Source organism: Roseofilum capinflatum BLCC-M114 (genome assembly GCF_030068505.1).
Lineage (GTDB): Bacteria > Cyanobacteriota > Cyanobacteriia > Cyanobacteriales > Desertifilaceae > Roseofilum > Roseofilum capinflatum.
In genome coordinates this window covers 26,537-40,829 of record NZ_JAQOSO010000084.1, presented here as the reverse complement: position 1 = coordinate 40,829, position 14,293 = coordinate 26,537, and the positions used below count along the sequence as shown (strand labels likewise).

Sequence of the window (14,293 nt, the reverse complement as noted above, 5' to 3'; positions counted from 1 at the left end):
GGAATAATATCGATGATAGATGATTTTGGTATTATCATTGCTTGTTGCGATCAGGATTATTTTTTAGTTAAGGGTTGTTGTGCCTCAATTCGATATTTTCTTGGTGATATTCCAATCTGTTTAATCGTAGATGGTGATTTATCTGTTAAGTCTTTGCAAAACCACTATGGCGTTCACGTTATTAATCAACAAACAGTTAAACAGGATATCCTGAGAAAACGGAGTTTTGGTTGGGGTATCACGAAAATGGTTTCGTTTTGGGAAAGCCCTTGGGAACGATTTCTTTTTGTCGATGCCGATACGATAGTTTGGGGGAATATTCTCAAATATGTTAATTTTGATGATTTCGATATGATTGTGGATAAGCCCCTAGAAATCAATTCAGATGCGGCGATTGAAAAATATTTCTTTCATGTCAGTAACTTAGAAAAGCATTTCCCAGATTTTGATTGGCAAAAACATCGTGCGGATTATTTTTGTACGGGTACTTTTTTTGCTAAACGCAATACTTTTTCCCTGCAAGAGTATATCAATATGTTGGATTTTGTAGAAGCAAACCCTGATGTGTTTTCCTTTGGCGGTGAGATGAGTTTTTTGAATTTAATGATTTTCCGTGCTGGGGATCGGGGAAAAATCCGTGTTGGACAGGAAAATATGCAAGTTATTGCTCCAGACTGGGATATCCAAGATTTGAAAAAACGATTTTGCATTACAGAAAACGGGCCTAGGGTTCAGAACCAAGATGGATTTGTGATTCACTGGGCAGGGCCTAAACCGTTATTATCGACTCAAAAGACTTATGCCGATCCCATGACGTTTTTCCGTCGTCAGTTTGCAGCAATAGATCGGGGTTATTCAGGTAAAAAAGCTGATTTTTGGTTGTCTTTGGAAGATTACTACAGTACGACAATAAAATATAAAAATAAGATGAGGAAAAAATTGAAAAATTTGGTCTCATCATTTTAATCTTTGAAGCAATTTAGGGTATTTGTGAAAAGTTTCGCTCAGGGTCTACTCTTCAGCTTAAAACCTTACCTACGATGGTTTATTGTTGGGGTGGCATTGTTTTTCCTGGTCAAGGTATTCAAAGACCATTGGCAGGAGGTGCTGGCCGTCCGCGTCAGTGGTTGGGGATGGATGTCTTTGACGATCGCCCTCCTGATTACAATTATCGCTCATATTTGGTCAGGTTGGATCTGGGGCTGGATTTTAGCTGAGTTTAACCAACGAGTTAAAGCCGTTTGGAGCATTCAAACCTATCTGATCACCAATATTGGTAAATATTTGCCCGGTAATGTCTGGCATTTTTATGGTCGCATTCGAGCCGCTCAAAGTGTGGGGGTTCCAGGGGCGATCGCCATCCTCAGCACCCTCATGGAACCCCTCCTAATGGCAGCATCCGCCTTGATATTAGCCGCAGGTGCAAGTCCCCAAAGTCGAGGACTACTGCAAGGGGTCATTTTAGCCACTGTCTTGATAGGGGTTCACCCCCGCATCTTAAACCCCATCCTCACTTTTCTCTCGAAAAAGAAAATAAAAAGGGAACTAGCAGACAAGGATCAACCCTCAGCGCAGTTAAAACGCTATCCCTTAAAACCCCTACTCGGTGAAATGGGATTTCTGTTGATTCGCGGACTGGGATTTTTGTTTGCTCTAAGAGCATTATCTGCCATAGAAATGGCTCAAGTGCCCCAACTCTTAAGTGCTTTTAGCTTTGCCTGGTTACTCGGCTTAGTTATTCCGGGCGCACCCGGAGGTCTGGGAGTCTTTGAAGCCACGGCGATCGCCCTCTTGGATGGAGTCTATCCATCGGCTATTATCCTCAGTGGAGTGGCTTTATATCGGGTGATTAGTGTATTAGCCGAGGCGATCGGCGCTCTACTTGCCTGGCTTTATCAATCCTTGAATTCGGGTCATTTCCTCAAAGTTGATTGAATCAGGTCTCTATTCGGGTCATTTTAGTGCTATTGTCCTTGAACTGCCCTAAGCTCCCTGAAGAAATCGCTAAATCGATGAACGCCTGCCAACTGCCTGAAGTCCTTGATGTCCCTAAACCGGATATTTCTGTTGTGGTTCCGATTTACAATGAAGTTGAAAGCTTGCCTTTACTGGTCGAGGCGATCGCCAAAAGCCTCACATCCACCCAATATACCTACGAACTGATCTGTGTTGATGATGGCTCAACCGATGGCTCCACAGAACTCCTAACCCAACTCGCCCAGAAAACGCCCCATCTCAAAGGCCTAATCTTACGCCGCAATTATGGCCAAACTCCAGCCATGGCCGCTGGATTCAAATATGCCCAAGGTCATGTTGTCATTACCCTTGATGCCGATCTCCAAAATGACCCAGCCGATATTCCCCTACTCTTAGAAACCCTCGAACAAGGCTACGATCTCGTCAGTGGTTGGCGGAAAAATCGCCAAGATCATGCTATAACTCGGCTCTTACCCTCCAAAATTGCTAACTGGATCATCGGCAGAGTCACTGGGGTAAAACTCCATGACTATGGTTGCTCCCTGAAAGCCTATCGTGCTGAACTGGTAGCAGATATGAACCTTTATGGGGAACTCCACCGCTTTTTACCCGCTCTAGCTTTTATTGAAGGAGCCAGAATTACTGAAATACCAGTACGCCATTATTCTCGACAGTATGGTAAGAGTAAGTATGGTCTGGGACGCACCTTCCGAGTGCTAATGGATTTGCTCACGGTTTGGTTTATGAAGAAATTCCTCACCCGGCCGATGCATATCTTCGGCTCTATGGGCTTGCTGTCCATGTTTCTGGGATTTCTGTTGGGGATTTATCTGACTATCTTGAAGTTTGGTTTTGGCGAAGATATCGGCGGCCGTCCCCTACTCATTTTGGGGGTTGTCCTGCTTCTGACTGGAATACAGCTCTTTTGTTTTGGCCTGCTGGGAGAATTACTGATGCGAGTCTACCATGAATCTCAAGACCGCCCCATCTATAGAGTGCGGGCGATCGTCGGCCAATCCTGACTTCTAGCTATCTTAGTCAAGAGAATCAGACTCTTAGCGCTTTGGACACCCCAGGAGCTTTATCCTATCTTCATAAAGCTAACTCCGGGAATCTCCTGAACTCTCACCTCCGTATTTCCTCCGCTTCGCCGAATATTCAAGAAATAATTTAGTAGATCTTCCAATGTCAAAACTTCTGGAAAGCCGTAAATTAGGGATATAGACAAACAAAACAGTTCTAGGACAGGAGAGCAGACATGAACAGCACAGTTAAGGCGATCGCACTCGGAACAGCAACCACAGTTGCAGGACTCTTTTCCCTAACCACAGCCGCTTCCGCATTCACCTTCAGCGGCCCAGCACCCACCATCAACAGTGACACCACTGGCTTCTACGAGCAATTTGCAGAGTTTTTCCAAGAAGAAAGAGTGAAATTAGAGGGAGCAGATCTTCACGAATTCAATCCAAGTGACCTGTTCTTGAAGTATGACCATGAAGTAACAGTACACTTCATCAACGAAGGTGCGCTATTCAGAAACCAACTATCCTATGAAGCGACAGGCACCACCAACAGAGAAGGACTGGTTTTTGACGACATTTCCTCAGCCGAAGCAGTGGGGAACTGGGGGGGTGATGCTCTGGACTTAGGAGATTGGGTTAGCTTAGGAACTGTTACTGCCGGAAGTAACCTAGACTTTGCCCTTAGAGCTGATGGCTATTGCCGGGATAACCAAACGACATGCAATTATCTCGGTTACGATGCAACTTACTACACTGATAGTAGCTTGAATCCTACAAGTCGTGCCACTGGGGAAGGCCTGCAACAGGTAGTCTCCTATGTTCTAGATAAACGCTACATTATCATGGGATGGGAAGATATCAACGGTAACTGGGCTGATAATGACTTCAATGATGTCCTGTTCGTAGTTGATATCGGTGAAGGTAACGCTAGAAACCTTGTCGATGTTCCTGAACCCTCTTCTATCCTTGGTTTATTAGCACTCGGTGCTGTAGGTGGATTGGTTACCCGTCGCCGCAATGCATAGGTTTGCATCGGTTATAGAGCCGATAACTTAATCTAAGTCAAAACAGTTCCGATGAGTCATTCATCGGAACTGTTGTTTTAGGAGATTTATTTGACCTCATGGCTCTCAGAGACTAAGCCCATTCTAGGGGAAACGTAGCCCCTCTTAACATGACTGCTCTTAGAACTCCCTCCTTTTTTGAGTTGATTAGTAACCACACCTAATACAGTTGCTCCAGAAATCCCCAGTTCATCCACTGCCTGATTGACCATTGAACGGTCAGTTTTTTCTAAACCAACCACCAAAACTAATCCATCAGCATGAGCGGCAACAATATGGGCATCCGCCAAACCCACCAAGGGAGGAGTATCGTAGATAACTAGATCGAAAAAGCCTTGAAACTGCCCCATTAAATATTGCATTTTCTGAGAAGAAAGGAGCTTAATGGGATCGGGCGTAAACTGTCCTGCACTCAAGAAAAATAAATTTTCTTCTAAAACCGACTGTTGAATCACTTCATTCAAACTTAAGTAATTAGTTACACTATCACTCAGCCCTCGCTGGTTATCTAAGCCAAGATAGACATGAAGCTGAGGGTGGCGCAAATCAGCATCTACCAGCAAGACTCTTTTTCCAATAGCTGCTGCGGTTTGAGCTAACTGTAGAGCGATCGTCGATTTTCCTTCTCCTACAGTAGCAGAACTAATCACTAATGAATGAATAGGCCGCTTCTTTGAATTTAATAAATTGATATTAGTATACAAAGACCGGAAAGCCTCTAAGAATGATGCACTATACTCCGGTTGTACCCATTCAGTAAACCCATTTAAATCTTGGACTTTACTTAAAATTTTAATTCTTTTTTTACTCGATTTGTTAAGAGACTTAACAAATGGAATCGAACTTAATAGAGGTGATTTCGTACTATTCTTGACCTCATCCGGACTATGAAACACCGTATGAAGCACTTCAATCAAAAAACCAACAGCAACCCCCATTAATGAACTTAATACCACAGCCAAAGCTAACTCTCTCTTGGTTTTTGTCTCAGTCACTGAACGAGGTTGTCCACTAGCATTTAGATTAATCGCTGGAGGATGAATGATTTCCCAAGGAGCTTGCTGTTCTGCTGCATCAATTTCCAAAGCTTTACGCTTAGAAAGAAATTCTTTCAGAACGTCAGTTGCAATTTCTAGTTCCCGCTCAATATCATTATAACGTCGTGTATTCAAAGCAAAATCCTTTATTTTTTGATTGAGTTCTTGCTCTGCAAGTAACAGCTCTTGACGTTGACCTTCCAGTTTTTCAATATCTATTACTATTTTGGGTAAAATTCTTCCTTCAACAATTCTTTGAGCTTCATTTAACAACTCTTGTTTTTGACTTTTTAGGATTGCTACTGGCGCACTATCGTCACGAAAGTGGGACAAGGCTTCTGCTAAATTAGCATCATTTTCTGCAATTCGATGGAGTAGTCTTTCGTTTATATTTGTATCTTGAGCTAAGACAGATATAGGATTACCTTCCAACAATTGTTTTTCACTAGCTTTATATAAAGCGTAAGTTTGAGCAAGCTGTGTCTCTATTGCCACCCGTTGTTCTTCAATTTTAATAGCTAAAATTTCTAGAGTGTTAGCATTCTTTGAAGGATTAATAAAATTAGATTCCCCTCTTACTTCTTGCATTTTATCTTGTAGGGCATCTACTCGTTGTTGAAGATTAGGAATCTGTTCATCAATAAACTTTAAAGAATTTTGTAAGCTATTTAGACGTTGTTGAAGACTATAGTTCACAAATGATTGTGCAATGTTATCTAGTACATATTGTATTTTCTCAATATTTTTGTCTTTGTAAGAAACAACAATTATTTTAGTACCTTGTTGCTTTCCGTCAACCAAATATTTACTTTGTTCAAGAGTTAATTTACTCGTTAATTTATAGTAGTTCATATCTGGATACTTTTGTTTCAGATCCTCAACAATTGGTTCAAGAATCAAAGGACTCCGTAGCACCCGTAATTGAGTTTCATAATCTAAAAAATGGCTCTGAACACTAGCTCGTTGAACATCTGGATTACTACCTTGTGCTAAAATAAACTGCCGAGCTAGAACTTCTTGAGCAGTTGGGGGCTCTACCAATAGTCGAAATGATCCTTGATATTCAAGTGTAATGTTGCGAGATTTAGACACAATCATGCCACCAGCTAGAACAGACAAAGCAAATGCGACTCCTGCCATAGTTAACACTCGACGACGCAAAACAGCAAATAGCCAGGTGGCATCAAATTCTTCTTCATTAACATCCTGGCTTTGATCTAAGCCAGCTTTCAAAGCACTTTCAATGGATTGACCATTTTGTTGAGAGGGACGATTATGAAATTGCTGTTCAATGTCCATGGCACTACCTAGTTATAGTTTAAGCAGATGTATGATAAATTCTAAATAGCTAATAATTTAGCTAATTCTCCTGGTTAATGATATTAAATAAGTTATCTAAGAGTCCAATAAAGTTCAAGACGGATGAACCTTGTGCAACAGGTCTCACTAATAACTGTAAACCATCTGAAATTTTGGTTAGTAAATTACGATCCACTACTATGATATCGTTATTTCTCAGTTGAGGGTTGGTTTCTTCATTCAGACCTTGGTTTAAATTAACTACTATCGAGCGACTTGATACGGTTCCATTGGGATTCAGTCGAAGAAGCTTAACAGAACCTCTTCTTACTCTCACATTGTCATATCCAAAACTGCCAAATGCTAACAAGGCCTGATTTAATGTAGTATCTGGAGGCACTTCAATGCGACTTGCTCTTTCCCCTCTAACTTCTCCAACCACATAAACTTGAATTGTCTCAGGGGCAAAATTAACATTACCCAATGCGATCGCCTCTGATGAACGGAGTTCAGTAGCAGTAGGTACAATTACTGTATCACCATCTTGCAAAATAGTATCTTGCTTCAAATCACCTTCATCCAAGAGGGCCCAAAGATTAACTGTAATATATTGCTCAGTCCCCGAACGGGTCAATCGACGAATTTTAATTTCACGGATATTGGCTTTAGGCTTAATTCCCCCTGCTAACTGAATTGCTCGTGTTACCGTTGGCAAACCTAATGTTCGCAGTTGGGTAGTTGTATTTCCTCCAACCAAAACATAAGGCCCTGGACGATTCACTTCTCCTATGACAGCAATACTACGGGGTACATCTGTCGCTGGAGAAAAACTGGTTAAAGCCAGAGATCTCGCTTCAACCAAATCAACTTCTGTGAGAGTTGGTATGATAATAGTATCTCCATCTTGTAAGATTATGTCTTGATTCAGTTTACCCTTATGTAAAAAATCCCATAAGTTTAAGCTTATCTTTTCAATTTGGCCAGATCTATGATATCTATGAACTTCGATCTCGCGTAAATTCGCTGCTTGAGTTATACCTTCAGCCAGTTTAATGGCTTGACTGACTGTAGGATATTGAGCAGAAGGGTTGGCCCCTACTCCAGGTGTTAAGCGGATAGTATAAGTCCCTGGACGATTCACTTCTCCTATTACACCAACATTAATGGGACGAGGAAAGGCAACCCTCAGAGAAATTACGGGATTCTTCATGACCAGACGATAGCGTACCGTGATTTCAGTGATTGCTTCTGGGATGGTAAAACCTTCAATTACAATGCGACCAATCAAAGGGAGGCTAATGGAACCATCTGAGAGAATATCATATCTTCCACTGAGTTCAGGAACCCCTAAAATATCTACATTAATAGTATCTCCAGCCCCTAAGTAATATTCCCTAGGAATTGAAGTAAATGGAGATACTGATATTGAACGAGCGCTATTTTGTGAATCATCAGCATGGAACTGTGCTGAAGCCAACCGTATATCCAAAAAGAGCGCGAAGACAATGTATCCACAAAAAATTAAGAATTGAAAATTATAAAGTAAAATGAACATAACTACTCCAGGTATATTCTTTTAACAAAGGTTACTATAATTTGAATTTGAACAGAGCATTTATCGGTAAAATTATAGGATTTATATACAACCGACTTATGATATGGTATCAACCTTACAATGTGTTGTCTATACTTTTTTATTAATAAATTAAAAAGAAAAGTAAAAAATAAGGGTATGTGAAGTTATGGCAAGAATGATTCGAGAACTATTACTAGGGAATCCAATTCTTTTGTTACTTTTAGCTTGCCTTGGATTTTTATCCACCTTGTTATTTTTTCATTTGTCATCAAAAAATCAAAAAATAGGAAGTTTTTTTAATTATTTATTTGCTTACATTTTTGTTATATTAAGCCCTGTATTAACCCAGCCTCCTTTGAATTATTTGCACCCAATAAATATCGCCAAGCAACCTTCTAAACAAGTGTTAAATTTTCTTCCTTTGTTTTTTTATCCACTCGTTTTTATTGTTTTATGGAGTAAATTATTTTTTTTTAGTAAAAACATAATTCAGATGTCATCAATTATATTTAAAAAAAATCCGACATTTTTATTATATATTTTCCTCCCGCCTCTATCAAGTGCCTGGTCTTTAGCACCTCGACCTACCCTTGAATTTGGATTGGCACTCTTCATTACAACTTTTTTGAGTATTTATATTGCTAGTCAATATAATTGGATTGAGCTGTCAAAGATACTAAGATTTAGCTATCTTTTTATTGGTCTATTTAGCTATGTTAAACAACCTCCAGGTTCAGGTGACTGGACAGGAATCACCCTATCTAAAAACGCTTTAGGAGGAATTTTAAGTATCTGTACTGCTCTATGGTTTTTGGAGTATTCTCAAGGAAATAAAGAAGCAAAGAGCCGTTATTTAGCATTGTTATTTACAGTGATTTCCTTTTTTTTGGTGAGGACTGGAAGATCGGCAGGAGCTTTAATTTCAACGATCATTATTATCGCAATTTTACTAAGTCTTAACTTTGTAAAAAAACTCAATTTTAGGTGGGCGCTTACTTGTATTGTAGTGATGATGGCACTCAATATTTGCGTCGGACTCATAGTGATAGAAAATTTAGAAGCAATTTTTACATCTCTTGAAAAAGACATGACTCTAACAGGACGTACAATTATTTGGCCTCTCATTCTTGAGGAAATTTACAAAAGTCCCTGGTTAGGATATGGGTTTGGTGGATTTTGGCAGAATTGGAGAGGAGATGATAGTCCGGGTTATGTTATTATGACAGAAAATGGTTGGTCTCCACCCAATGCTCATAATGGTTTTATAGATATATTTTTAGCCTTTGGACTTATTGGATTAACTCTATTTATATTTTCATTCATCAATAATATACTCAATGCGGTATATTATCTCATTGAAGAGAAAATTGAATTGTCTGGAGTGCCAATTATTTTCATTATGTATATTGTTTTGAATAATATTACTGAAAGCACTCTGGCAGGCAATAATCATGTTTGGTCTGCTTATGTTATGATAACTGTAAGACTATGCATAGACACTATAAACACAAAACTGGTGAAAATTCAAAAAAAACACAAAAATTAAACTAACTCTATTTTTGATTCAATATTAATATGCTTAACAAAATAAAACAAATTTATAAGAGTAGAAACTTGGGTATGCGCCAAGTATTGAATAATATTTCATGGCTCTTTTTTGATAAAATTTTGCAGATGGGCTTGGGACTCATTGTAGGAGTATGGGTTGCTCGTTATCTTGGACCGAATCAGTTTGGGTTGCTTAGTTATGCCATCGCCTTTGTTTCTTTGTTTAACCCTCTGATTAGTTTAGGACTAGACGGAATTGTAGTCCGCGATCTAGCGAGAAATTCAGAAGACAAGGATGAAATTATCGGCACAAGTTTTACTCTAAAGTTATTAACTGGCTTGCTAGTTATTATCTTAGCAACAAGTCTGAGTTTTGCTATTAAGCCAGATAATATCATTAGTAATATACTAATTGTGATTTTATCCATTGGAAGTGTCTTCAAATCATCTCAAGTAATTGAATTTTGGTTTCAATCTCAAGTTCAAGCCAAGTATATTGTCATTGCCAAGAGAATAGTTTATCTGGGGATTTCTTTGGTAAAAATTTTATTGATTCAAGCTCAAGCCACAGTAATTGCTTTTGCCATAGTAAGTCTTGCAGAAATTGTTTTCAGTTCTATTGCCTTGATGATAATTTATCAAATAAAAGGAAATAAAATAAATTTATGGAAAATACGATTAAATCGGGCTAAACTTCTACTGACAGATAGCTGGCCAATCTTTTTTGCGGGGATCACTATATATATATATTCTAAAATCGATCAAGTTATGCTCGGATCTTTACTAGAAGATACTTCAGAGCTTGGATTTTATTCAGTAGCGGTTAAACTCTCCGAAATGTTTGATTTTCTTCCCATGACAATTAATAGCTCTGTTCTGCCAAAACTAACCTCTCTGAGAAAGCGTGATCCTGAAGAATATCTTAAAAAATATCAAAATTATTTTGATTTAATGTTATGCTTATGGTTGGCTGTTGCCATTCCCACCTCTTTGTTGTCTCCCTGGATTATTAATTGGTTATATGGAGAATCCTATGCTCCTAGTATTCCCATTCTTTCTATCTACGTCTGGGCACAGTTTGGCAGCAATTTTGGTGTAGCAAGAAGTTCTTATTTGCTGATAGAAAATAAACAAAAATATTCTCTATACTTTAGCCTATCAGGTGCATTGATTAATATAGCTCTGAATCTTTATCTGATTCCAATAATGGGAGCTACAGGTGCAACAATTGCTACTCTAGCCACTTACTTTTTTGTAACTATACTAATCAATTTTTTGATTAAAGATCTATATCAAATCCAAATTTTTATTTTAAATGTATTGAATCCAGTTGGCGTAATAAATAGATTTAAGGAGTTACTGAAGTGATACAGATTAAACCTTATATTGATCATAAGCTAATTTCACCTTATAGTGGAGAGCAATTGACTCCAAAAGAGATCTTATGGCAAGGTACTCATGTGTGCGTTAAAGGTTATTGTTTACATAGGAATCGAGAAATTGTTGAAGAGTTGAAAGTTGGCCATGCACAGACCAATCCTTATACGATTGATGTTATAGATGGTAAAATTTGGGGAAATGAAGCTGCAAAGAGTTTTCTGGGAATGCCTTTGCTTTACTCTTTACAAAATCCTGATAATAGTTCACTTGAAATAAAGAAAGAAGTTTTCGATTCTTGTAGAAAAGTAATTGTTTTAAATTGTATTGATTTTTTGTATGGTCATAGCTTATTGAAACTTCTAAATGCTCAAAGGCACTTGGATGAAGCTACAGATCTTGGATTAGTTGTTATTGTTCCTCAGTATCTTCGATGGATGGTTCCAGAAGGGGTTGCGGAAATTTGGACGGTTAATATATCATTGAAGAATGGACAATGTTATTATACGCAATTTCATGATTTTGTAGAACAAGAATGTGAAAGATTTGATGAAATCTATGTCAGTAAAGCTCATTCTCATCCCAGCCAGTTTGATATAGAAAAGTTCACAAAAATAGATAAGTATGATTGGTCAGATGACAAAACTAGAATTACTTTTGTTTGGCGTGAAGATAGACCATGGGTTGGTGAATTTCTGTATGTAGTTTGTAGAAAATTTAAAGTTATACCTTGGTTGGTAAGGATTCAAAATTGGAAAGTCCGTAGGTTATTATGGTTAATCAAAAAAGCTATTCCTGATGCTCAAGTGACGATAGCTGGATTGGGAAAAAAAACTAAATTTCCTCAATGGATTGAAGATTTAAGAGTTGAGAACTATACTGAGGAAACGGAGAGAAAAGTTTGTAAAGTCTATGCGGATAGTTGTCTAGTGATTGGTATACATGGCTCAAATATGCTCCTTCCATCTGGTCATGCGGGAATGACTCTTGATTTGATGCATAAGTCAAGATGGAATAACTTTGCTCAAGATATTCTGTATCAGGAGAAAGATCCCCGACTAGCTGCTTTTAAGTACCGTTATATTCCTTTCAATACTAATTTAATAGATATATCAAGTATTGCTGTGAGTATGATTAAAAAGTTTGCTAAATTTAAAACAGCAATGAAAAATTAAACTTTGGGAATAGTTAGATATGGATTTAGCACCAATTGCCTTCTTTGCTTATAAACGACCAGAGCATACCCTGAAAGCTCTTTCTTCTTTATCTAAGTGTGATTTGGCTAAGGATAGTAAGCTTTATGTGTTTTGTGATGGTGCTAAGTGTGCTGAAGATATGGAAAGCGTATTGAAAGTTAGAGAGGTTGCCAAGAGCCAACTTTGGTGTGGTGAGGTGGAAATCATTGAACAAGAGAAGAACATGGGGTTAGCTCGTTCAATTATTTCTGGAGTGACGAATCTTTGCCAAGAGTCTGGTAAGGTTATTGTTTTAGAAGATGATTTGTTGCTTCATCCTTGCTTTTTAGAATATATGAATACAGGATTGAATCTTTACGAAAATGAGAAGCAAGTTATGCAAATTGGAGGCCATATGTTTCCGGCTAATTTTAAGCCGGAAACGGATAGTATTTTTTTGCCTTATATAACTTCATGGGGATGGGCGACTTGGGAACGAGCATGGAATTATTTTGATCCAAATTTATCGGGTTATCCTGAATTAAAGAACAATAGGAAACTTAGATATAAGTTTGATTTAGATGGATCGTATTATTATTTTAGTCTGCTGGAGGGATTCATGAATGGAAAAGTTGATTCTTGGGCAATTGTATGGTACTTGAGTGTTTTTATGCAGGAAGGCTTAACGTTGTTTCCTGTTTACTCTTTGGTGGACAATATTGGTTTTGATGGAAGTGGCATTCATTGTAAGCAAAAGAATCTACCGGTTGCTCGTCCCCCAAAAGGTTTCCGTGTTAGAACCTACCCCAATGAAATCAAAGAAAGTATTTACAAAAAAAAGGTTTTTCGAGGGTATGCTAAGGGGCAGAATCATAATTTGTGGACTAGGTTAAGGAGGAAATTACAGGTAAGGACTAGACTAAAGAAACTACTGAAAAGATAGACAGGATAAGTTTTTGTGAGAGTTCTGCATTTAGCTAATTCAGATGGTGGGGGAGCTGGTCGTGCGGCCTATCGGTTGCATCGGGGATTACGAGATTCTGATATAGATTCTCAAATGTTGGTGCAACACAAAACTCATGACGATCGCACTGTGACTGTAGATCCTAGCACTCTGAGTAAACTAATATCCAAATTAAAACTGAGCGAACACTTAGATAAATTGCCGTTAAAGAGGTATCCCGATCGCGATCGCACTGATTTTTCACTACAGTGGGTTATGGATAAGATCCCATCTAGAGTTGAGCAGCTCAAAGCTGATGTGATTAACTTACACTGGATTTGCAATGGTTTTGTCCAGATTGAAAGTTTAGCGAAATTCCGCCGGCCGTTAGTGTGGACGCTCCATGATATGTGGCCCTTTACGGGAGGATGTCATTATACTCCAGAATGCGATCGCTACATGGAATCCTGCGGAAAATGCCCTATTCTACATAGCCTTAACCCTGTTGATGTATCGCAGCGGGTGTGGAAGCGTAAAGCGCAAGCCTGGAAGAGTCTGAATTTGACAATTATCAGTCCTTCAACGTGGTTAGCTGATTGTGCGAAATCAAGCTCGCTACTCAGAGATCGACGAATTGAAGTCATTCCCCATGGTTTAGATACGCAAATCTATAAACCGATTGATCGAGAAATGGCACGACAATTGCTGAATTTACCTCAAGACAAGCAACTGGTGCTATTTGGGGCATTGTATCCGAATAGCGATCGCCGTAAAGGATTCCATTTACTTCAACCTGCTCTACAACGCCTCAGTCAGTCGGGTTGGAAAGACCGGATAGAACTGGTGATTTTTGGGGCATCCCGACCCGAACAACCGGTTGATGTTGGCTTTAAATGCCACTATCTCGGCCGTTTACATGATGATACTTCTTTGGTAACGGCCTATGCTGCGGCGGATGTGATGATTGTGCCCTCACTTCAGGAAGCATTTGGGCAAACCGCTTCTGAATCTCTTGCTTGTGGTACTCCAGTAGTAGCATTTGCGGCAACTGGATTAAAAGATATTGTCGAACATCAGAAAACAGGCTATCTCGCACAGCCTTATGAAATTGAAGATTTAGCCATGGGAATCACCTGGGTACTGGATAATCCAGAACAATACCCAAAATTGCGACAAGCCGCTCGTGCTAAAGCGGCAGTTGAATGGACTTTCGAGCGGCAAGCGAACCGTTATATTGATGTTTTTAAGGATATCTTGAGTTAAGAATTAGAGTGA

General features: G+C 39.0%; 11 protein-coding genes. 9 read left to right on the top strand and 2 right to left on the bottom strand.

Annotated features, from left to right (window positions below; all coding sequences use genetic code 11):
- The first annotated feature begins 12 nt into the window (after positions 1-12).
- From PMG25_RS15495 to PMG25_RS15480, 4 genes are all read left to right on the top strand, one after another.
- Entirely contained in the window at positions 13-966 is a 954-nt protein-coding gene (locus tag PMG25_RS15495) for a hypothetical protein (RefSeq protein WP_283767801.1), read from the top strand.
- 24 nt (positions 967-990) lie between these two features.
- Positions 991-1,935, top strand: coding sequence for a lysylphosphatidylglycerol synthase transmembrane domain-containing protein (locus tag PMG25_RS15490; RefSeq protein ID WP_283767800.1), 945 nt, complete (start codon positions 991-993; stop codon positions 1,933-1,935).
- Positions 1,936-2,012: 77 nt separating this feature from the next.
- Positions 2,013-2,999: a glycosyltransferase family 2 protein gene (locus PMG25_RS15485; protein ID WP_283767799.1), complete on the top strand. Its 987-nt coding sequence runs from the start codon at positions 2,013-2,015 to the stop codon at positions 2,997-2,999.
- A 236-nt stretch (positions 3,000-3,235) separates the two neighbouring features.
- Positions 3,236-4,024, top strand: a complete 789-nt coding sequence (locus PMG25_RS15480; RefSeq protein ID WP_283767798.1) for a DUF4114 domain-containing protein — start codon at positions 3,236-3,238, stop codon at positions 4,022-4,024.
- Between the two features lie 86 nt (positions 4,025-4,110).
- On the opposite strand, the gene PMG25_RS15475 is transcribed toward PMG25_RS15480, so the two are convergent.
- Together PMG25_RS15475 and PMG25_RS15470 are read right to left on the bottom strand one after the other, a co-directional pair.
- Positions 4,111-6,399: a GumC family protein gene (locus PMG25_RS15475; protein WP_283767797.1), complete on the bottom strand. Its 2,289-nt coding sequence runs from the start codon at positions 6,397-6,399 to the stop codon at positions 4,111-4,113.
- 61 nt (positions 6,400-6,460) lie between these two features.
- Positions 6,461-7,954: a polysaccharide biosynthesis/export family protein gene (locus PMG25_RS15470; protein ID WP_283767796.1), complete on the bottom strand. Its 1,494-nt coding sequence runs from the start codon at positions 7,952-7,954 to the stop codon at positions 6,461-6,463.
- 187 nt (positions 7,955-8,141) lie between these two features.
- On the opposite strand from PMG25_RS15470, the gene PMG25_RS15465 reads away from it, so the two are divergent.
- The 5 genes from PMG25_RS15465 to PMG25_RS15445 are packed head-to-tail and all read left to right on the top strand — an operon-like array spanning position 8,142 to position 14,281.
- Positions 8,142-9,521 (top strand): O-antigen ligase family protein, encoded by a 1,380-nt coding sequence (locus PMG25_RS15465; protein ID WP_283767795.1) that lies wholly within the window; start codon positions 8,142-8,144, stop codon positions 9,519-9,521.
- A gap of 29 nt (positions 9,522-9,550) precedes the next feature.
- The gene (locus PMG25_RS15460; RefSeq protein ID WP_283767794.1) at positions 9,551-10,891 is read left to right on the top strand and encodes a flippase; all 1,341 of its coding nucleotides are present in this window, start codon (positions 9,551-9,553) and stop codon (positions 10,889-10,891) included.
- Positions 10,888-12,075: a hypothetical protein gene (locus PMG25_RS15455; protein WP_283767793.1), complete on the top strand. Its 1,188-nt coding sequence runs from the start codon at positions 10,888-10,890 to the stop codon at positions 12,073-12,075. Before PMG25_RS15460 ends, PMG25_RS15455 begins: the two co-directional genes overlap by 4 nt.
- Positions 12,076-12,094: 19 nt before the next feature.
- A complete protein-coding gene (locus PMG25_RS15450) occupies positions 12,095-13,018 on the top strand; it encodes a hypothetical protein (protein WP_283767792.1) in 924 nt (307 codons plus the stop codon).
- A gap of 15 nt (positions 13,019-13,033) precedes the next feature.
- Positions 13,034-14,281 (top strand): glycosyltransferase family 4 protein, encoded by a 1,248-nt coding sequence (locus PMG25_RS15445; protein ID WP_283767791.1) that lies wholly within the window; start codon positions 13,034-13,036, stop codon positions 14,279-14,281.
- Positions 14,282-14,293 lie beyond the last annotated feature (12 nt).

Bases quoted from the DNA above. Each gene is read 5' to 3' on its own strand.
- PMG25_RS15485 (WP_283767799.1), top strand. From the start codon at position 2,013: ATGAACGCCTGCCAACTGCCTGAAGTCCTTGATGTCCCTAAACCGGAT.
- PMG25_RS15470 (WP_283767796.1), bottom strand. From the start codon at position 7,954: ATGTTCATTTTACTTTATAATTTTCAATTCTTAATTTTTTGTGGATAC.
- PMG25_RS15450 (WP_283767792.1), top strand. From the start codon at position 12,095: ATGGATTTAGCACCAATTGCCTTCTTTGCTTATAAACGACCAGAGCAT.
- PMG25_RS15475 (WP_283767797.1), bottom strand. From the start codon at position 6,399: ATGGACATTGAACAGCAATTTCATAATCGTCCCTCTCAACAAAATGGT.
- PMG25_RS15465 (WP_283767795.1), top strand. From the start codon at position 8,142: ATGGCAAGAATGATTCGAGAACTATTACTAGGGAATCCAATTCTTTTG.
- PMG25_RS15480 (WP_283767798.1), top strand. From the start codon at position 3,236: ATGAACAGCACAGTTAAGGCGATCGCACTCGGAACAGCAACCACAGTT.
- PMG25_RS15495 (WP_283767801.1), top strand. From the start codon at position 13: ATGATAGATGATTTTGGTATTATCATTGCTTGTTGCGATCAGGATTAT.
- PMG25_RS15460 (WP_283767794.1), top strand. From the start codon at position 9,551: ATGCTTAACAAAATAAAACAAATTTATAAGAGTAGAAACTTGGGTATG.